The sequence below is a fragment of the Bradyrhizobium sp. Ken64 genome (assembly GCF_055807555.1).
In genome coordinates, this window is record NZ_JBVVPA010000003.1 from 123,248 (window position 1) to 143,133 (window position 19,886).

18 protein-coding genes are annotated in these 19,886 nt (G+C 64.4%); 5 read left to right on the forward strand and 13 right to left on the reverse strand.

The genetic code is table 11. The features are described from left to right. Positions 1 to 66: 66 nt before the first annotated feature. From AC0L2F_RS06460 to AC0L2F_RS06475, 4 genes are all read left to right on the forward strand, one after another. Entirely contained in the window at positions 67 to 855 is a 789-nt protein-coding gene (locus AC0L2F_RS06460; RefSeq protein WP_473247870.1) for a DUF1217 domain-containing protein, read from the forward strand. A 3-nt stretch (positions 856 to 858) separates the two neighbouring features. Next, positions 859 to 1,587: a flagellar basal-body rod protein FlgF gene (gene flgF, locus AC0L2F_RS06465; protein ID WP_473247871.1), complete on the forward strand. Its 729-nt coding sequence runs from the start codon at positions 859 to 861 to the stop codon at positions 1,585 to 1,587. A gap of 36 nt (positions 1,588 to 1,623) precedes the next feature. Beyond that, positions 1,624 to 2,949 carry a flagellar protein export ATPase FliI gene (gene fliI, locus AC0L2F_RS06470; RefSeq protein ID WP_063995053.1) on the forward strand — a complete coding sequence of 442 codons (1,326 nt, stop codon included), beginning with the start codon at positions 1,624 to 1,626 and terminating at the stop codon, positions 2,947 to 2,949. An 855-nt stretch (positions 2,950 to 3,804) separates the two neighbouring features. Next, positions 3,805 to 4,440 carry a MarR family winged helix-turn-helix transcriptional regulator gene (locus AC0L2F_RS06475; RefSeq protein WP_007613976.1) on the forward strand — a complete coding sequence of 212 codons (636 nt, stop codon included), beginning with the start codon at positions 3,805 to 3,807 and terminating at the stop codon, positions 4,438 to 4,440. Positions 4,441 to 5,502: 1,062 nt separating this feature from the next. Here AC0L2F_RS06475 and AC0L2F_RS06480 read toward each other — a convergent pair. The 4 genes from AC0L2F_RS06480 to AC0L2F_RS06495 all read right to left on the reverse strand — a co-directional run bounded on the left by AC0L2F_RS06480 (position 5,503) and on the right by AC0L2F_RS06495 (position 8,262). Next, on the reverse strand, positions 5,503 to 5,760 hold the full coding sequence (locus tag AC0L2F_RS06480; RefSeq protein ID WP_007610742.1) for a hypothetical protein: 258 nt from the start codon (positions 5,758 to 5,760) through the stop codon (positions 5,503 to 5,505). Between the two features lie 121 nt (positions 5,761 to 5,881). After that, entirely contained in the window at positions 5,882 to 6,094 is a 213-nt protein-coding gene (locus AC0L2F_RS06485; RefSeq protein WP_063996211.1) for a hypothetical protein, read from the reverse strand. 149 nt (positions 6,095 to 6,243) lie between these two features. Further along, a complete protein-coding gene (locus AC0L2F_RS06490; protein ID WP_007590638.1) occupies positions 6,244 to 6,420 on the reverse strand; it encodes a hypothetical protein in 177 nt (58 codons plus the stop codon). 105 nt (positions 6,421 to 6,525) lie between these two features. After that, positions 6,526 to 8,262 carry an adenylate/guanylate cyclase domain-containing protein gene (locus tag AC0L2F_RS06495; RefSeq protein ID WP_473247872.1) on the reverse strand — a complete coding sequence of 579 codons (1,737 nt, stop codon included), beginning with the start codon at positions 8,260 to 8,262 and terminating at the stop codon, positions 6,526 to 6,528. Positions 8,263 to 8,587: 325 nt separating this feature from the next. Between AC0L2F_RS06495 and AC0L2F_RS06500 the strand changes: the two genes are divergently transcribed. Continuing rightward, positions 8,588 to 10,777, forward strand: coding sequence for a lytic transglycosylase domain-containing protein (locus tag AC0L2F_RS06500; RefSeq protein ID WP_473247873.1), 2,190 nt, complete (start codon positions 8,588 to 8,590; stop codon positions 10,775 to 10,777). Between the two features lie 159 nt (positions 10,778 to 10,936). Here the strand turns inward: AC0L2F_RS06500 and AC0L2F_RS06505 are convergent, their stop codons facing one another. The 9 genes from AC0L2F_RS06505 to pdhA form a co-directional block, all read right to left on the reverse strand. Further along, complete coding sequence (locus AC0L2F_RS06505) at positions 10,937 to 11,905, reverse strand: tripartite tricarboxylate transporter substrate binding protein BugD (RefSeq protein ID WP_063996207.1); 969 nt, start codon at positions 11,903 to 11,905, stop codon at positions 10,937 to 10,939. A gap of 86 nt (positions 11,906 to 11,991) precedes the next feature. Further along, positions 11,992 to 13,233 carry a threonine synthase gene (locus AC0L2F_RS06510; protein WP_473247874.1) on the reverse strand — a complete coding sequence of 414 codons (1,242 nt, stop codon included), beginning with the start codon at positions 13,231 to 13,233 and terminating at the stop codon, positions 11,992 to 11,994. 164 nt (positions 13,234 to 13,397) lie between these two features. Further along, positions 13,398 to 14,816: a dihydrolipoyl dehydrogenase gene (gene lpdA, locus AC0L2F_RS06515; RefSeq protein ID WP_473247875.1), complete on the reverse strand. Its 1,419-nt coding sequence runs from the start codon at positions 14,814 to 14,816 to the stop codon at positions 13,398 to 13,400. A 17-nt stretch (positions 14,817 to 14,833) separates the two neighbouring features. After that, the gene (locus tag AC0L2F_RS06520) at positions 14,834 to 15,061 is read right to left on the reverse strand and encodes a hypothetical protein (RefSeq protein ID WP_007610765.1); all 228 of its coding nucleotides are present in this window, start codon (positions 15,059 to 15,061) and stop codon (positions 14,834 to 14,836) included. A 21-nt stretch (positions 15,062 to 15,082) separates the two neighbouring features. Then, positions 15,083 to 16,432, reverse strand: coding sequence for a pyruvate dehydrogenase complex dihydrolipoamide acetyltransferase (locus tag AC0L2F_RS06525; protein WP_473247876.1), 1,350 nt, complete (start codon positions 16,430 to 16,432; stop codon positions 15,083 to 15,085). Between the two features lie 60 nt (positions 16,433 to 16,492). After that, positions 16,493 to 16,945 carry a nucleoside deaminase gene (locus AC0L2F_RS06530; RefSeq protein ID WP_007610771.1) on the reverse strand — a complete coding sequence of 151 codons (453 nt, stop codon included), beginning with the start codon at positions 16,943 to 16,945 and terminating at the stop codon, positions 16,493 to 16,495. A 2-nt stretch (positions 16,946 to 16,947) separates the two neighbouring features. Next, positions 16,948 to 17,250, reverse strand: a complete 303-nt coding sequence (locus AC0L2F_RS06535; RefSeq protein WP_007590623.1) for a DUF5076 domain-containing protein — start codon at positions 17,248 to 17,250, stop codon at positions 16,948 to 16,950. Between the two features lie 3 nt (positions 17,251 to 17,253). Beyond that, complete coding sequence (locus tag AC0L2F_RS06540; RefSeq protein ID WP_007610773.1) at positions 17,254 to 18,642, reverse strand: pyruvate dehydrogenase complex E1 component subunit beta; 1,389 nt, start codon at positions 18,640 to 18,642, stop codon at positions 17,254 to 17,256. A 29-nt stretch (positions 18,643 to 18,671) separates the two neighbouring features. Next, on the reverse strand, positions 18,672 to 19,694 hold the full coding sequence (pdhA, locus tag AC0L2F_RS06545; RefSeq protein WP_007590620.1) for a pyruvate dehydrogenase (acetyl-transferring) E1 component subunit alpha: 1,023 nt from the start codon (positions 19,692 to 19,694) through the stop codon (positions 18,672 to 18,674). Between the last annotated feature and the right edge of the window lie 192 nt (positions 19,695 to 19,886).

The following is a 19,886-nucleotide window of genomic DNA, read 5'->3' on the forward strand; positions in this document are numbered from 1 at the left end:
GCCTCGCGCAAGCAATTCACGGCAGCTTGGGACGACGTCGCGAGAGCGGCCAGAGGGGCGCGGGTCATGCTATCCACCATCGCGGACTACACCAGACTGACCAAGGACATGGGCAAGTCGCTGACACAGGTCGCGACGCAGCCGGACGTCAGCCGCGACACCGATTATTTCCTCAGCCACATCGGCAACGTGAAGTCCATCGACGACTTCCTGAAGGACTATCGCCTCTATTCCTACGCGATGAAGGCATATGGCCTCAGCGACATGGCCTATGCCAAGGCGTTCATGCGCAAGGTGCTGACCGAGGGTATCGCCGACAACAAGACCTTCGCCAACAAGCTGACCGACACCCGCTACCGGCAATTCGCCGCCGCGTTCAATTTCGCAGCACTCGGCGACAAGGCCACCCAAACCGCCGCGGCCACGACCGGCACGGCGACCCAATACGTCACGCAGACGATGGAAGAGAAGGCCGGCGACCAGAACGAGGGCCTCCGGCTGGCGCTCTATTTCACGCGCAAGGCCTCCACGATCACCAATTCCTACCAGATCCTCGCGGACAAGGCGATGACGCAAGTGGTCCAGACGGCGCTCGGCCTGCCGTCGACGATCAGTTCGGCTGATATCGATGCCCAAGCCAAGATGATCACGAGCAAGATCAAGCTCACCGATTTCCAGGATCCGGCCAAGGTCACCAAATTCGTGCAGCGCTTCGCGGCGATGTGGGATGCGACCCAGGCCCAGAGCGACGCCTCGACCAACCCGGCGCTGGTCCTGATCGGCGGCGCCGCACCGTCGATCGGCATGGACACCAACGTGCTCACGACACTTCAGAACATCAAGTTCAACAGGTAAGTCATGCAATCGGCCCTCTATGTAGGATTGTCGGCGCAGGTCGCCCTCGAAAAACGCCTCCAGACGATCGCCAACAACGTCGCCAACGTCAACACGGCGGCGTTCCGCACCGACGTGGTGAAGTTCGAGACCGTGCTGTCCAAGGCAGGCGCGAACCCGGTCGCTTTTTCCTCGCCCGGCGACAACATCATCTCGCGCGAGATGGGCAGCATCACGGAGAGCGGCAACCCGCTCGACGTCGCCGTGGTCGGACAGGGCTGGATCGCATTCGCCGGTCCGAACGGCACGGTCTATACGCGCGACGGCCGTCTCCAGATCGCCGCCAACGGCGACCTTCAGACCGTGTCCGGCTTCCCCGTCATCGATTCCGGCGGCGCGCAGATCACCCTCGATCCGAACGGCGGACCGGTCTCGATCGCGCGCAGCGGCGCGATCACCCAGGACAACAACGAGATCGGCACTATCGGCCTGTTCAACATTCCCGCCGACGCCAATCTCGACCGCTACGGCAATTCGGGCGTCACGCCCAACCGGCCTGCGACCGCCATCGCCGACTTCTCCCGCGACGGCTTCAAGCAGGGCTATGTCGAGGGCTCCGGGGCCAATCCGATGATGGAATTGACGAAGCTGATCGCGGCCTCGCGCGCCTTCGACGGCACCAATTCGATGATCGAAGGCACCGAGAGCTCGCTCCAGAACGCAATCCGGACGCTGGGCGAACCCAGCAAATAGACTGCGCCCCGCGCGCATTGAAGTTGGACGGTTTCCTTGAACGCTCTTCGGCAACTTGAGTGGGCGCTGCTGGAGCTTCAGCAGAGCACTCCCCTGGCAAGCGTCAGCGGCGCGATCTCCGAGATCGCTTCGACGCATTTCCGCGTCTCCGGCCTGTCGCGCTTCGTCAGGCTCGGCGAACTGATCGGCGTCAACTCCGGCGGCAGGCCCCAGATCGGCGAGGTGGTGCGGATCGACAGCGAGGGCATCATCGCCAAGCCGTTCGACCGGCAGTTCGCTGGCGGCCTCGGCTCGGTCGCCTACCGGATGCCCCCCCTGTCCTTCGCGCCCGATCCAAGCTGGAAGGGTCGCGTCATCAACGCGCTCGGGGCGCCGCTGGACGGACAGGGCCCTCTCACCCCCGGATCGCGTCCGGTCTCGGCCGAGGCGGAGGCGCCTTCGGCCATGAAGCGCGCGCGGGTCCACAAGCCGCTGCGCACCGGCGTACGCGTCATCGACCTGTTCGCCCCGATCTGTGCCGGCCAGCGCGTCGGCATCTTTGCCGGCTCCGGTGTCGGTAAATCGACACTGCTTGCGATGCTCGCCCGCAGTCAGGGTTTTGACACGGTCGTGCTGGCCCTGGTGGGCGAGCGCGGCCGCGAGGTGCGCGAGTTCATCGAGGACGTGCTGGGCGCCGATCGTCACCGCGCTGTCACGATCGTGTCGACGGGAGACGAGAGCCCGATGATGCGGCGACTGGCGCCGAAGACGGCCATGGCGGTCGCCGAATATTTCCGAGACCGGGGCGAATCGGTCCTGCTCATGGTCGATTCGATCACCCGCTTCGCCCACGCCGCCCGTGAAGTGGCGCTCGCCGCCGGTGAGCCCGCGGTCGCGCGCGGCTACGCACCCACCGTCTTCACCGATCTGCCGCGCCTTCTGGAGCGCGCCGGACCCGGCGAGGAGGGGTCCGGGACGATCACCGGGATTTTCTCCGTGCTGGTGGACGGCGACGATCACAACGAGCCGATCGCCGATACCATCCGCAGCACACTCGATGGACACATCGTGCTCTCCAGGCACATCGCCGACCAGGCGCGTTACCCGGCGGTGGACGTTCTGGGTTCGGTCTCGCGCCTCGCCCATAATGTCTGGGACCCCGAAGAGCGCGAATTGGTGAGCAAGCTGCGCGCCATGATCGCCAAATACGAGGACACGCGCGACCTTCGCCTGATGGGTGGATACCAGGCGGGACGTGATTCGGGTCTGGACCAGGCGGTCGACATGGTCCCGAGGATCTACGGCGCGATGCGGCAGGACGCCTCGGCTCCGCCAAGCGCCGATCCGTTCCGCGAGTTGCGGGACATGCTCAAGGGCGACTAGCAAGTCTCAGCATGAGTCGGGGCGCGAGGCGCCCCGCGATCACTGGCTCCTTGTTTTCGACAGGCGATTGCGCATGCCGCCACGCTTCCAGCGCATGCGCATACGCGCCCTTCTCCGGTTTCCACCGTGATCGCCTCCACCGTTCGGGTGAGGAAAATTGCGCAGCCGCGCCGAATGCGACTGAACCGGCGATCCCTCGATAGGGGCTGGACAACCGCCGCGTGCAATTCCTGTGAGTTCCCTCGGACAATCCTTGGCAGAACGCACAAGTTGTGGATGACATGCCGACGCACATCGTCGTCATGCACAAGCTTCGATCAACTTGCATCAACGACGGCCAACAACGTGCCGTGCAATGAAACTGTCGCATAGTCGCGTGCATGTTGCTGGTGGGACATTGCGTTCACCATCATGTGTCCCCGAAGCGCGAGATTGTCTTGAACGTTACATTCGCCTGCGACGACATCCAGTCTCCGAGAGGGTCTCTACTTGATTTTGTTGAGAAGCTCATTCATCGTTTCGTCGAAGATAAGAAACGTCTGCGTATGACTTGAACCTTAGGGGCTTCGGTTGAACTACTCCGATCCATCGTCTGCTGGCGACGGCTATTCGGGCTCCCGTACGACGACGCCGCGAATGGCATACCAACAGCAACATCACCTCCCGCGCCATAGCTTGCAGTGCTCATCAGTCCAGGTCGGGCGCCGGGCAGGCCGTGCCTTCACGCCAGAGAAGAGCACGGTGCATATGTCGGGCGTTGCGGTCAGTACGGCTTCTCGCAAACGGCTGGTGCGCAACGACGGAAGGCGGCTCCGGGGCGCCGCAAACGTGATTCCCGGGGCAAGGTAGGAATTCATGCCATTGGCAAGAGAAGCCGTCGAGCTGCTGGTTCAGGCGGCGAGGGCTTGGTATTTCGAAGGCAATCAGCATGGGTTGCGCGACCGGGAATGGATGGCGCTGCGCTTTCTCGGCCGGGCGAACAGGTTTTCACGCACGCCGTCCGCGCTCGCCGGCTTCATCGGCGCCACCAGGGCGACCGCATCGCAGATCGTGAAGACGCTGGAGAGCAAGTCTTTCCTGGTGCGAAAGCCGTCGCACGAGGACAAGCGTTCTGTCGTGCTGCACGTCACGGCGCAGGGCGAAAAGTGCCTGAACCAGCACGATCCGATCAATCACGTGCTGAACGCGGTCACGGCGCTCGGACCAGACGAGTGCGTCAGGCTGCGCGATTCGCTGCGCGAGATCCTCAACCACCTCGACGCGGCACATCAGCGGCTCGATGCCAGCATCTGCCGAGACTGCATGTTTCTCGCCGAACGCGGGCCGGGTACCGGCAAGGGACGCGCAACGGCCGAATTCATGTGCCGGCTGTATCGCGCCCCGGTTTCGCTGGAGGAAACCGAACTGCTCTGCACCAGTTTCGAGCGCACCCGCGACCGTCCCAAGATCGAGGAGCATCTCGACCGCGCGCGCGTGGCGAACCAGAGGTGAGGCACGCGTAGATTCCGCAGGCCGAGCTTGCGCTGAACTTGCGGACAATTTCGTCTCTCGTGTCCCGGACAAGCTGCAGCGCGAAGCGTTGCAGCGCAGAGCCGGGATCCAGATGACGACACGGTCCAATGTCGCGACATGGGCCCCGGCTCTGCAGCGCGCCGCAAGGGCGCTGCGCTGCGTCCGGGGCACGAGAGTGAAATCCATCGTCGCATTCGTATCTAACTTGCAGACACGGATTCGCAGCCTCGCGGCGCGTTTCGCCCGAGCTTTGCTTGGTCATTCCACCCTCTTGTCCAAGAGGGCGCAGGGAAGGCCGGGTGCTGACCTCGCACCCGCGGTCCGCTGCGCGAAAAGCACACGCAGGAAAACCGCACAGCAGCATACAGGTGGTGCCAATCACTCGGCCTTCCCTGCGCGATGGTCGGACGGCTTATGCCGTGCTCTCCCGGGAGCCGAACTTTCCTTCTGGCCTCCCTCGCCTCGCGAATTTGGATGATGCTGTCCGCCCGGTTGGGCTCGCACACACCTCCGCGAAAACTTGACCGTAGCAACGACGGCCAGGACCACACGGTTTTGCCGTACGCGCATTCGCCATTTCGCCGCAGGGTTCGACCGCCTTGTGCACGTGGCCATCGAAATACCGACGAGACGAACTTCACAGCGCCGCTCGTCCGCAGGCGGTTGCGGGCTCACAGGGACTACCCGCCCTGTCCGCACCTCTCATGCCGACGCTGCCGCGTCCACCGCAAGCCCGGCTCGCAATCAAGACGACAACGAGATCGCCCCTCAAGGATGAGCCGGGATGACCGACACATACGTCAAAACCGAATTTCGGTAAAGCGGAATATTTTGCCCGAGTGGATTGACACGGGCGTATCGAGAAATGGTCAGATGTTTTGCCCGACGGGCAACCGCGACGGCTTCGTGGCGCCTGGCCGTCGGGTTTGTCGAGACGGTTTGGACAGCGGTCGCCTTGCGGCGCTGGGTCCGGTCATAGCCATGACTGGACCTCAGCGACTTAACCTAGGCGCCTCGCCCTCTTCTCCTTAAACGGGCGGGCTACGCCCGCCCCCTCGGACGCTGAGCCTGAGCCCAGGCCGCGGTGACGTCGCGCGGCGGGACGTCGACGCGCCGGATCGGCGTCAACTCGCCGGAGGCGGAGATGATCGCAGTCTCCTCGCGACGGCAGCGCGGGCACACGAAGCGGACCTCGTTTGGCGAAGCCGACCAGCTCGAACGTTTCACATTGGCCGCCATCGGCCAGGCCGCGCAATGCGAGCATGACACCAGGAACCGACCGGGATCGAGCATACCCATTCCAAAGGACTCCGCGTCCTGCCATCCCTCCAATGATTAATCCATGTGAATCGTTCCGGCGCCAAAACACCGTTGCGACACCGTCAAGGCGCCCTGGGCCGTCACCAGGAGGCGGAACGGATCAATGGGCGCCCTTGAGCGTGCACGACGTGGTGCAGGTGACCGTGTTGCCATGGTCGCACGCCTTGCAGGCGGCAACGCACTGGGTCATGTCGCGGGGATTGAAGGAGGTGTAGTTCCGTATCGCGCAGACCGGGGTCGTGCCGGTGATGTCCTGCTCCTGGTTGCAGGCTGCCGTCATGAGTCCAAATATGATGACCGCAAGGAGGCGCATGGGATCGCCCTGTAAGGCACGACGAAACAATCTCGCGAGGCGCGTTGCACCGCAACGTGCCCCGGCATTCCCACAGCGGAGAAGCACAGCAAGCGTCCCCGCATCTGCATTGAGGATGCGCGCCAAATGTTAAGAACGGATTGCCGGCGTCAGGCCGCAGCTTTGCTCGCGATCGCCTGCCGCATGTCCACCGCCAGCTGGCGATACTGCTCCGAGAGCTTCAGATAAAACTCACGCTTGGTGCTATCGGTGGCGAGCCTGGCGATCAGCTCGCATTCGGCGGTGAGCGTCTCGAACCGTTCGAGCCTGTTCTCAAGTTCTGTCATCGGCGTGTCCCCGTCAAACGCCTCAAGGACACCAAACCTAAGCCCGGGAAATAGGTCACGGCGAACATCGTTATCGAGTAGAATCAATTTTTCCCGCGGCGGCGGCTATTTCTGCTCCAGCCGCCAGGCGCCGTCCCAGCCCTCGCCCGGCGGATTGGCCTCGAATTGCGCAATACGGGCAAGCATTGCGCGCGAGGGGCCGTCGCCCGGGACGGCTTCAAGTGCCGCGTTGAAGCCGGCGCGGGCCTCGTCGAAACGGCGGGAGCGATAGGCGGCGAGGCCTCCAGCGTAGTGCGAACGCAGGCTCTCATGCGCGGCCGTGAGTGCGCCTGCCCGGCCCATCACCTCGAAGATTGTTTGCGCCGCGCTCTGGCCAGCGACTGCAAGACGATCGACCTCGCGCAATTCGAAGTGCGAGCCGGTCGCATCCGCCGTCGCCTGCGAGATCAGGATACGGGTGCCATAGGCCTTGTTGACGGCCTCCAGCCGCGAGGCGAGGTTCACGGCATCGCCCATCACGGTGAAGCTCATCATCAGCTCGGAGCCGATGCTGCCGGTCAGGACCTCGCCGGTGGCGATGCCGATGCGCAGGTCGCAGGGCGCGGGCATGGCGCGGATCCCGAGCAGGTCAGGCAACTGCTTCTGCAGTGCCGGCAACTGCTCGGCCATGTCGAGCGCGGCGAAGCAGGCAAGCTGAGCCTGCTCCTCCTCCTCGATGAAGGGCGGGCCCCAATAGGACATGATGGCATCGCCGATATATTTGTCGATGATGCCGCGGTTGCTCCTGATCGGACCGGACATGACGGTGAAATAGTGGTTCATCACCCTGACCAGCCCGCGCGGAGTCATACCCTCGCTCATCGCGGTGAAGCCGCTCATGTCGCAGAACATGATGGTCATCACCCGGCGTTCGCCATCGATCGCGACCTCCGGCCGGTCGATCAGCCCTTGCACCACCTTGGGATCGATGTAGCGACCGAATGTCTCGCGGACGCGCTCATTGTGCCTGAGCTGCTCGGTCATGCGGTTGAAGGCTGCGGCCAGCTCGCCGATCTCGTCCTGGGTGGAGACGGTGATGGTCTTGTCGAAGCGGCCGGCCTCGACCTCGCGCGTGCCGGCGAGCAGCAGCCGCACTGGGCGCGTAATGCCGCTGGATACCAGGAGCGCAAAGGCAAATCCGAGCACCGCTGCCAGCAAGGTCACGACTCCCGACACGATAATCGCCTGGTATTGTCGGCTGATCACCTGCGACGTCGAGAAGAAGACCTGCGTCAGCATGTCGCCGCGGATCGCGTCGACCTTCCGGTTGAACGCATCGCGCAGCGAATCGAGCTGTTCGAGCGTCCCGCGGGCCTCGGCCATGTCCTTGGCCTCGATCTGCTTGAGCAGCTTCATATTGCCCTCGTCCAGATTGCGCCGCAGCTCGGCGACAGCGCTTTCGATACGAACGTCGAGCCGTGCCAGTGCGGCGTTGTCGGAATAGGTCCTGGGGTCGTCGATGATGGCGTTGATGAGCTTGCGCGCGGTCTCGGCCTCCTCCTCGAACTTGTGGTCCAATGCCTCGAAATCGCGAAGCCGCGCCGCGTAGCCCTCCTCGTCCGACGGCAACTGCATCTTCGTCATGACCATGCGCCGCAGCGCCAGCGCCCGCTCCAGCGAGCGGATATTGGCGCGGGCGAGATGGCTGTACGCCGGGATGTAACGGTTGGTCAGCTCGTCCAGCAGGACGCCGACCTGGCTCGACATCACCATCGACAGGATCGAGGTGACCAGCATCAGGACGATCAATCCGAGGGCGATGCCGACGATCTTGCGCCGGATCGACTGGTTGAAGAGCGGCATGGGATGTGCGGCAAAAGGGGCTGAAGGAACTACTATGGAACCCAATACACGCTATTTGGCCGAGGGAATACGCACAATCCGCCCCGTGTGACGCCGAGAGCCGCCCGCAACCGTCGCGCGAGCCTTGTTCGTTAATGAAGGTTAAGAGACCCGCTCGACCCGCCGTTGCACAGGTTCCCTCGCTCCATCCGTATTTCGCCGCATTGTTGGAACAGCTTGAGGATGCGAAACGACGTCGTGTCACCGTTTTTGACGCCGTTTTGATTCTCGAGCCGCATCTCGTCGCGGACTTTGGTTTGTACTGGTTTCGCAGGGGGACCACGGAATGAACCAGTGCCTACGCTCGCTCGCGTGCGTCGTTGCCGTGGCCGCTTTGGCCTTCATCCCTACCGAGCTGGCAGCGAAGAGCAGTCACAAATCGTCAGCGCCGAAGAAGACGCATGAGGCGAAAGCCGGCAAGCAGCGCCACACCTCCACCGGCAAAGCGCGGCACGGCAAGCATGCCGAGGTCAAGCGCAAGTCGAAGAAGCAGGACGACGCGCCCTGGGACAAGCCGGCGGCCCCGCCCCTGACCGGCGATCTCGCCGCGCTGAAGGATGCCATCGATCTCGCGCGGAAGGGCAAGACCGAGGATGCAAGCGCGGCGCGCGACCGCATTGCCGACCCAGCCGGACAGAAGCTCGCCGACTGGTTCATGCTGCGCCATTCCGAAAGCACGGCGAATTTCAAGCGCTACGCCGCCTTCCTCGCCGCCAATCCGGACTGGCCGAGCAGCGCGCTGCTCCGCCGCCGTGCCGAGGCGCGGCTGTGGCAGGAGAAGGCCGACGCGGCGACCGTGCACAAATTCACCATGGACCGGCCGACCAGCGCCAAGGGCAAGTTCGCACTTGCCCGCGTGCTGATGACCGAGGGCGACAGCGACAGGGCCGCGCGCCTGGTGCGCGATGCCTGGCGCACGGACGAATTGTCCGAACGCAGCGAGGAAGATTCCTACGAAACGTTTCACGATCTCCTGACCGCCGAGGATCATCGCGCCCGCATGGACAAGCGCCTCGGCGCCAAGGACTACGCAGGCGCGCGGCGCGCGGCCAAGCGGCTCGGCGAAGATGCGCTCGCGATCGTCAAGGCCTGTGCCGCCGTCACCGGCAAGGCCAGCAAGGCCAAGGATTACCTCGAGGACGTCTCGGCCGAGGCGCGGCGCGACCTCGGCTATGTGCTGTGCCGCGCGCAATGGCATCTCCAGAATGACCGCATCGACGACGCGGCCGAGGTGATCCTGGCCGCCGCGCCCGATACGATGGCGGCGCAAGACACCGACGCCTGGTGGCGCGAGCGCCGCCTGCTGGCGCGAAAGCTGCTCGACCAGGGCAAGTCCAAAACCGCCTACGATTTGGTGCGCTCGGCGGCCGTGCCCGCGATGGAGGTCTATCGCGTCGACTATCACTTCATGTGCGGCTGGATCGCGCTGCGCTATCTCGACGATCCCAAGGCGGCGATGAGGCACTTCGCCGCGATCGACGAAGGCTCGGCCAACCCGATCGCGCTGTCGCGCGCGCATTATTGGCGCGGCCGCGCGGCCGAGGCGATGAACGCAACCGCGGATGCGCGCCTGAGCTATCAGGCGGCGGCGCGCTATCCGACTGCCTATTACGGCCAACTCGCCCGCGCCAGGCTCGGTCTCGACCGCATCGAGCTGCGCGCGCCCTCGCCCGTGCTGGCAGCAATCGACACGCCCCCGGCGGACGAGCGTGTGCGCGCCGCCGACATGCTCTACGGCGTCGGTGAGCGCGACATGGTGTTTTACTTCGCCGAGGATTTCGCCAAGGAGAGCACCGACGTCGCGGCACTCGAAGCGCTCGGCGAGCTCGCCGGCCGGCGCAACGATGCGCGGGTGATGCTGGAGGTCGGCAAGTCGGCACTGGCGCGCGGGCTCGCGCTCGATCACTACGCGTTCCCGACCATCGGTATTCCTGAACATAAGCAGGTCGCGCCCGCGATCGACCCCAGCGTGATCTATTCGGTGGCACGCACCGAAAGCTCGTTCGACCAGCGCGACAAATCGGCCGCCAATGCAGTCGGGTTGATGCAGGTGACGCCGGAAGCGGGCCGCGACACCGCAAAGCGCTTCGGCCTGACCTATGATTGGGACAAGATGGTCTCCGATCCCGTCTACAACACGCAGATGGGCGCGGCCGAGCTCAGCGCACTGATGTCGGAATACCGCGGCAACCAGATCATGACCTTCGCCGGCTACAATGCCGGCCGTGGCCGCGTGCGCGAATGGGTGCAGGCGCGCGGCGACCCCAGGGATCCCAAGGTCGATCCGGTCGACTGGGTCGAGCGCATCCCGCTGTCGGAGACGCGCAACTACGTCCAGCGCGTGATCGAGAACGTGCTGGTCTACCGCGCCCGGTTCGAGGGCAGCGGCATGATCGCCGGCAAGAGCGACCAGCGCGTCGTGACCAAGGACGCGGCGGCCGTGGCGACGCCGGTGGGATTTATGGGAACGGAGTAGCCGCTTACATCCGCTCTATCCCCTCATCCTGAGGAGCCTGCGAAGCAGGCGTCTCGAAGGATGAAGGCCCAGCTGCCCCGTGGCCATCCTTCGAGACGGCCGCTTTGCGGCCTCCTCAGGACGAGGTCGGAAGGCGTGGCGCACAAGCGCCGCGCCGCCTCAATCCACCTTGATGTTGGCCGCCTTGATCATCGGCCACCACTTCGCGATCTCCGCCTTCTGGCGCGCGCCAAGCGCTTCGGGCGTGAGCTGATCCTGGGGTGTCATCTCCAGCCCCTGGCTTTCGAGCTGCTTCTTCACGCCGGGATCGTTCAGCGCTTCCACGGCTGCGGCATTGAGTTTGGCGACGATCGCCTTCGGCGTGCCCTTTGGCACCCACATGCCGGACCAGAGCGTCATGTTGAAACCCTTCAGGCCGGCCTCCGCCGCCGTCGGGATGTCGGGCGCCGAGGACAGGCGCTTGTCGTCGGTGATGGCGTAAGCGCGAATGGTGCCGGCGCGGACCTGGTTGATGGAGTTCGAGGTCTGGTCGACGATGACGTCGATCTGGCCGGCGATCAGATCGTTCAGGGCGGGCGCGGTGCCGCGATACGGAACGTATTGCAGCTTGATGCCGCTGATGCTCTCGAAATAGACCCCGGCGATGTGGCTGCCCGAGCCCGCGCCGGCGGTGCCGGCGGTCGGCGGCGATGGCCGCGACTTCAGCCAATCCAGCAGCTCCTTCAGCGAGGTCGCGGGCACCGCGTTCTTGCTGACGACGATCATGGGATTGCTCGGCAGCAGCACCACCGGCTCCAGGTCCGCAACCAGGTCGTAATTGAGCTTGTAGACGGCGCCGTTGGCGACGTGGGTGCCGAGATGGCCGAACGAGATCGTGTAGCCGTCGGGGGCCGAATGCAGGGCACGGCCGACGCCAATCGAGCCGCCCGCGCCAGTGACGTTCTCGATCACCAGCGGCTGGCCGAGCGCCGTGCGCATCCGCTCGGCAAGCACCCGTGCCATCGCATCCGACGGACCGCCGGCGGCGAAGGGCACGATGATGGTGATCGGACGCGAGGGATAGTCGTCGGCGCGCGCGGCGCCTGCAACAGCGAGAATAGCAATCAGCGCAGCCCAGGCGGCCTTCATTGTCTTCTCCCAACGGTGTCATTGTTGCTTTTGTCTCTTCCCGCGTACGGGAAGAGGGATCGTTCGTGAAGAGGCGAAATGACGCGCTAGAACTGCGAATAGTCGATCGGCTTGTGGCGATCGAGCGTCCGGGTGACCGGCGGCAGCGGGTATTTCAGGCCCGTGGCGCAGTTGAACAGCATCACGCGGTCACCCTTCGAGACGCGGCCGTCGGCGAGGCTGTCCTTGTAGGCGGCGTAGGTTGCGGCACCTTCGGGGCACAGCAACAGCCCCTCCTCGCGCGCGACCTCGTTCAGCGCCGACGAGATCTTGTCGTCGTCGACTGCAATGGCAAAACCGTTGCTCTGCCGCACCGCGCGCAAAATGAGAAAGTCGCCGATCGCCTGCGGCACGCGAATGCCTGACGCGATGGTGTGAGCGTCCTCCCAGCGCGTCGCATGCTCGGTGCCGGCTTCGTACGCGCGCACCATCGGCGCGCAGCCCGAGGCCTGCACCGCGACCATGCGCGGGCGCTTGCTGCCGATGAAGCCGATCTTCTCCAGTTCGTCGAAGGCCTTCCACATCCCGATCAGGCCGGTGCCCCCGCCGGTCGGATAGAAGATCACGTCGGGCACGTCCCAGCCGAGCTGCTCGGCGAGCTCGAGCCCCATCGTCTTCTTGCCTTCGATCCGGTACGGCTCCTTCAAGGTCGAGGTGTCGAACCAGCCGACTTTTGCCTTGCCCTCGCCGACGATCTTGCCGCAATCGTCGATATAACCGTTGACGCGGTAGACGGTGGCGCCCTGCAGCTCGATCTCGCTGACATTCACCTCGGGCGTATCGGCCGGGCAGAAGATTGTGGTCTTGATGCCGCAGGAGGTCGCATAGGCCGCAAGCGCGGCGCCGGCATTGCCGTTGGTCGGCATCGCCATGTGCTTGATGCCGAGCGCCTTGCCCATCGACACCGCCATCACGAGGCCGCGCGCCTTGAACGAGCCGGTCGGCAGCCGCCCCTCGTCCTTGACGATAATCTCGCCGCCGCCGAGCTTGGCGCCGAGCTTGGGCAGCCGGATCAGCGGCGTGGTGACCTCGCCGAGCGAGACGATGTCCTTGCATTTGCGCACCGGCAACAGCTCGCGGTAGCGCCACATGTCGGCAGGCCGCTGCGCCAGCGCGTCCTTGGTCAGCGCCTTTCTCACGCCCGCGAGGTCGTAGCGCACCAGCAGCGGCTTGCCTGCCTTGGAGAGGTTGTGGACCTGGTCGGCGGGATAATGGTCGCCCTCCATCGCGCATTCGAGATGGGTGACGAAGCTCGGGCGTTCGATGGTGAGGTTGTCGTTGTCCTGCATGGGGTGGTTTCCTTCTTGTTCTGGTGTTCTCAATGTCTATCCCGTCACCCTGAGGTGCCGGAGCGAAGCGGAGGCCTCGAAGGGCGACGAGCCCGGCTGCTGTATCTCGGCCGTGCATCCTTCGAGGCTCGCTGCGCTCGCACCTCAGGATGACGGGTCTGATGTCAAATATTCAGCACCCTTCCATAAGCATCCAGCACGGCTTCCTTCATCATCTCCGACAGCGTCGGATGCGGGAAGACCGTGTGCATCAGCTCCTCTTCCGTCGTCTCAAGGTTCATGGCGACGACGTAGCCCTGGATCAGCTCGGTGACCTCCGCGCCGACCATGTGCGCGCCGAGCAGCTGACCGGTCTTCTTGTCGAAGATGACCTTGACCAGGCCCTGGTCCTCGCCGAGCGCGATGGCCTTGCCGTTGCCGACGAAGGGGAAGCGGCCGACGCGGATCTCGCGGCCGTTCTCCTTGGCCTTGGCTTCGGTCAGACCGACCGAGGCGACCTGCGGGTTGCAATAGGTGCAGCCGGGGATCATCAGCTTGTCCATGGGGTGCGGATGCAGGCCCTTGATCGCCTCGACGCAGATCACGCCCTCATGCTCGGCCTTGTGAGCCAGCATCGGGGGACCCGCGACGTCACCGATGGCATAGATGCCGGGAACGTTGGTCTTGCCGTAGCCGTCGATCACGATGCAGCCGCGCTCGGTTTTGACACCGAGCTTTTCGAGACCGAGATTCTCGATATTGCCGACCACGCCGACGGCCGAGATCACGCGCTCGAACTCGGCGGTCTGCTTCGCCTTGCCGTCATCGAGCGTCGCGACCACGCTGTCGCTCTTCTTCTCCAGCTTCGTCACGCCCGTGTTGGTGAGGATCTTGATGCCCTGCTTCTCGAGGCGCTTGCGGGCAAGAGCGGCAATCTCGGCGTCCTCGACCGGCAGGATCTGCGGCAGCACCTCGACCACCGTGACGTCGGAGCCCATCGTCTTGAAGAACGATGCGAACTCGATCCCGATCGCGCCCGAGCCCATCACCAGCAGCGATTTCGGCATCCGCTCCGGCACCATCGCCTCGAAGTAGGTCCAGATCAGCTTCTTGTCGGGCTCGAGCCCCGGCAGCACCCGCGGCCGCGCGCCGGTCGCGACGATGATGTGCTTGGCCTGATAAGCCCCCTCGCCGAGCGTGCCCTTGGGTCCCTCGACGTCGGACTTCTTCACCGTCACCTTACCGGGCGCGTCGATCGAAGCCGCGCCCCAGATCACGCTGACCTTGTTCTTCTTCATCAGGAAGCCGACGCCGTCGTTCAGCCGCTTCGAGACGCCGCGCGAGCGCTGCACCACGGCCTTGGGATCGAACGAGATGTTATCGGCGGACAGCCCGTAATCCTTGGCGTGCTGCATGTAGTGGTAAATTTCGGCCGAGCGCAGCAGCGCTTTGGTCGGGATGCAGCCCCAGTTCAGGCAGATGCCGCCGAGATAGGATTTCTCGACGATCGCGACCTTGAAGCCGAGCTGGGCGGCGCGGATCGCGGTGACATAGCCGCCCGGACCGGAGCCGATGATGATGATGTCGAAGGATGTATCGGCCATGGCGGCTCCCGTTCAACTCAAGTGGCGCCGCGGGCGCGGCGCCTGGAAATCAAAACCCTGACCAGCCATTCGAGCAGGATCGCGCCGGCCATGATAGCCAGCGCGATCATAATGACCGCCTGGCCGATGCTCCGTGCCAGCTGCTCGCCGGCAAAGAACGCGGAATGCAGAATATCGAGCCCGACCGGATTGAGTGCAACCACAGCCGAGAGCAACAAGGAGATCCAGGGCCAGCGCGTTCGCATTCACCCCGCGCCTCCCCCGGGCTACACCATCATCATCACAGGGTTTTCGATCAACTGCTTGAAGGCACCGATCAGTTCGGCGCCGAGCGCGCCGTCGATGGCGCGGTGATCGCAGGACAGGGTCACGCTCATCATGTTCGCGATCTCGATCTTGCCGCCGCGGACCACAGGCCGCTCCTCGCTGGTGCCGACCGCGAGGATGGTGGCATGCGGCGGATTGATCACGGCGGTGAAGTGGCTGATGCCGAACATGCCGAGGTTCGAGACGGCCGTCGTGCCGCCCTGGTACTCTTCGGGCTTCAGCTTGCGCGAGCGGGCGCGTGTCGCAAAATCCTTCATCTCGTTGGAGATGGTCGACAGGGTCTTGGTCTCCGCCTTGCGGATGATCGGCGTGATCAGGCCGCCGGGCATCGCCACCGCGACGCCGACGTCCGAATGGTGGTGCTTGACCATGCCGGATTCGGTCCAGCTCACATTGCAGTTCGGGATCTTCTGCAGCGCGACCGCCATCGCCTTGATGACGAAGTCGTTGACCGAGATCTTGTAGAGGGGCTTCTTCTCCTTGTCCTTGGGAGCAGCCGCATTGATCTCCTCGCGCGCGGCGAGCAGCTTGCCGATGTCACAGTCGATGGTGAGGTAGAAGTGCGGAACGTTCTGGATCGACGCGGTCAGGCGCTGCGCGATCGTGCGGCGCATGCCGTCATGGGGGACGACCTCGTAAGAACCCGGCTCGAACAGCGACAGGATCTGCTTGTCCGACATGGTCGGCGCGCTCGCGGGCGCGCCTGACGGCGCCGCGGCGGGCGCCTTGAGGCCCTTGCCGGACTTGGCCTGCTCGACGTCGCGGGCCACTACGCGGCCATGCGGGCCGGTGCCGGTCACCATCGCAACATCGACGCCAGCTTCCTTGGCGAGCCGGCGCGCCAGCGGCGAGGAGAACACGCGGCCGGCATGGCCGTTGCTCTGCGCAGCCGGTGCTGCAGCCTGCGGTGCAGGTGCGGCGGCGGGCGCCGGCGCGGCCTTGGGCGCGGCAGGCGCTGGAGCCGGTGCAGCAGCAGTAGCTTCAGCGGCTTTCGGAGGCACAGCCGAAGCGCTGGGCTTGGCGGCACCTGCCGCCTTCACGTCCTCGCCCTCGCCGGCCAGCACTGCGATCACGTCGTTGACCGGGACGTCCTGCGTGCCCTCGGGCACGAGGATCCTGGCGATCGTGCCCTCGTCGATCGCCTCGACCTCCATGGTCGCCTTGTCGGTCTCGATCTCGGCGATGACGTCGCCGGATTTGACCTTGTCGCCTTCCTTCTTCAGCCACTTGGCGAGGTTGCCCTTCTCCATCGTCGGCGAAAGAGCGGGCATCAGGATGTTGATGGGCATGCTGACCTCAAGAAGAACTTTGCAAAAATCCGTCTCCGGACCGAAGACGGACAGACCAGGTTAGTTGCCGATGTCGCCCTGCCACAGGCGCTCATTGGCAGGGATGGAACGCCAATTCTTCATCATGGTGATGGAGCGGTCGTCGGCAAGGTCGATCCAGGGGATGCCGAACTTGTCGAGGATGTCCTTGGAGCCCGGGAAGGTGACGGACTCTCCGATCACCACGAGCTTGACCTTGAACAGCGCGAGCGCACCGGCACACATCGCGCATGGCGACAGCGTGGTGTACATGACGGTATCGTGGAACGAAATCGCACCCGCCTCGCGCAGGCAACTCATCTCGCCGTGCAGGATCGGGTTGTTCTCCTGCACGCGATTGTTGTGGCCGCGGGCAATCACCTTGTTGTCGCGGGTCAGCACGGCGCCGATCGGCAGGCCGCCTTGCGCGATCGAGGCTTCCGCCTCGCGGATCGCCTCCAGCATGAAATCGAAATGATAGGATTCGATCGCCACGGTCAGTGCCCCTTCCCGCGCGGCGTCGTGGTGCCGGTGTCGGTGGGACGCTCGATCTCGGCCTGGAACATCTCGATGATCCGGTTCAGCGCGTCCTCCTCGGTGTATTCGCTCTCGCGCGCATAGGCGCGCGCGGCATGACGGGCGAGATCGACGAGCAGCAGGCCCCACATGTCGGGCTCGTCGAAAGCCCGCTGGAACGCCATCGACAGCCCGCCGTCCAGCACGAAGACGCGCAGGATCTCGACCGCATCATCGCGGACGAGGACGTCGGGTGGCAATGGCTGCTCCTTCGGGCCCGCCATGGTCTACCTGTAGCAGACGGCTTTGGCGGCCTCGACCACTTCGGCAGCCGAAGGCAGCGCGAGCTTTTCCAGGTTCGCGGCATAGGGCATCGGCACGTCCTTGCCGGAGACGCGGGTTACAGGCGCATCCAGATAGTCGAAGGCATGCTCCATGATCCGCGCGGCGATCTCGGCGCCGACGCCGCTCTGGGCCCAGCCCTCTTCCACCGTAACGGCGCGGCCGGTTTTCTTGACCGAGTTGACGATCGTCTCGGTGTCCATCGGACGCAGCGTGCGCAGGTCGATCACTTCGGCCTCGATGCCGTCCTTGGCGAGTTCGTCGGCGGCCTTCAACGCGTAGCTCATGCCGTTCGACCACGAGATGATGGTGACATGGCTGCCCGAGCGCACGATGCGCGCCTTGCCGATCGGAATCACGAAATCGTCGAGCTTCGGCACCTCGCCGGTGTGACCGTAGAGCATCTCGTTCTCAAGGAAGATCACCGGATTGGGATCGCGGATCGCAGCCTTGAGCAGGCCCTTGTAATCAGCGGCCGAGAACGGCGCGACGACCTTGAGGCCTGGGACGTTCGAATACCAGGACGAATAATCCTGGCTGTGCTGAGCGGCCACGCGAGAAGCGGCACCGTTGGGCCCGCGGAACACGATTGAGCAGCCCATCTGGCCGCCGGACATGTAGAGCGTCTTGGCCGCGGAGTTGATGATCTGGTCGATCGCCTGCATGGCGAAGTTGAAGGTCATGAACTCGACGATCGGCTTCAACCCGCTCATCGCGGCGCCGACGCCGATGCCGGCAAAGCCGTGCTCGGTGATCGGCGTGTCGATGACGCGCTTGGCGCCAAATTCCTGAAGCAGCCCTTGCGTCACCTTGTAGGCGCCTTGGTATTCGGCGACCTCTTCGCCCATCACGAAGACGTCGGCGTCGCGGCGCATCTCTTCGGCCATGGCATCGCGGAGGGCTTCGCGGATGGTCTGCGTCACCATTTCGGTGCCGGCAGGCACTTCCGGATCGGGCTCTGCGACGGCCTGCGGTGCCGGCGCAGCTTTGGGAGCTGGAGCCTCGGCCTTCGCGGCGGCAGGAGCTGCGGATTCGGCCGCCTTCTGCTGCTGGGCAGGCGCGGGCGCCTTGGCGAGATCGGCGGCACTCTCGCCATCGGCCAGAATCGTCGCGATCGGCGTGTTCACGGCCACGTCGGCGGTGCCCTCGGGGATCAGGATCTTGCCGAGCGTACCTTCATCGGTCGCCTCGACTTCCATGGTCGCCTTGTCGGTCTCGATCTCGGCGATGACGTCGCCGGACTTGATCGTCTCACCCTCTTTTTTCAGCCATTTGGAGAGGTTGCCCTTCTCCATCGTGGGCGACAACGCGGGCATCAGCACTTGAATTGGCATATCGACTCCAAAAGAAAGCTTGCGCGCGTTCAGCGGTAAATATCGGTCCAGAGCTCGGCGGCATCCGGCTCGGGATCATGCTGGGCGAAATCGGCGGACGCGTTGACGATGTCGCGCACCTCGGCGTCGATCGCCTTCAGATCCTGCTCACTGACCTTGGCGGCCAACAGGCGGTTGCGCACCTGCTCGATCGGATCCTGGTCGTGGCGGACTTTTTCGACCTCCTCGCGCGTTCTGTACTTTGCGGGATCGGACATCGAGTGGCCGCGATAACGGTAGGTCTGCATCTCCAGGATGAAGGGTCCCTTGCCGGCGCGGCACCACGCCGCCGCCTCGTCGCCGGCGGCCTTGACGGCACGGACGTCCATGCCGTCGACCTGCTGGCCGGGAATGTTGAAAGAGGCGCCGCGCTTGGAGAAATCCTGCTGCGCCGAGGCGCGCGAAACCGAGGTGCCCATGGCGTAGCGGTTGTTCTCGATGACGTAGATCACCGGGAGCTTCCAGAGCTCCGCCATGTTGAAGCTCTCATAGACCTGGCCCTGGTTGGCCGCACCGTCGCCGAAATAGGTGACGCTGACATTGTCGTTGTCGCGATAGTGATTGGCGAAAGCGAGCCCGGTGCCGAGCGAGACCTGGGCGCCGACGATGCCGTGACCGCCGTAAAAGTGCTTCTCCTTGCTGAACATGTGCATGGAGCCGCCCTTGCCCTTGGAATAGCCGCCGCGACGGCCAGTGAGCTCGGCCATGACGCCGTTGGCCTCCATGCCGGTGGCGAGCATATGGCCGTGATCGCGATAGCCGGTGATGACCTGATCGCCCGGCTTCAGGGCCATCTGCATCCCGACCACCACGGCCTCCTGGCCGATATAAAGGTGACAGAAGCCGCCGATCGCGCCCATGCCGTAGAGCTGGCCGGCCTTTTCCTCGAACCGCCGGATCAGGAGCATGTCGCGGAGCGCCTTGAGCTCCTGCTCTCTGGTGAATTCCGGGGGCGAACCGCCGTCGGTCTTGTCCTGTGCAGTGCTTGCGGCGGCTTTCTTGGGTGCGGCCATGGGAATTCCGGGTCAGAGAAAACTTCAGCCCTCTCTAACCCAAGTCAAACGCCCTTGGAAAGCACCGCGGCGGCATGCCACGACTTTCATTATGCCGCACTGCAACGTGATCGTAATATTGCAAAATCTTTGACGCGGATCGGGCAACAAATCGACACGGTCGCCGCACGCGCAGATTCGTGACCGCGTCAA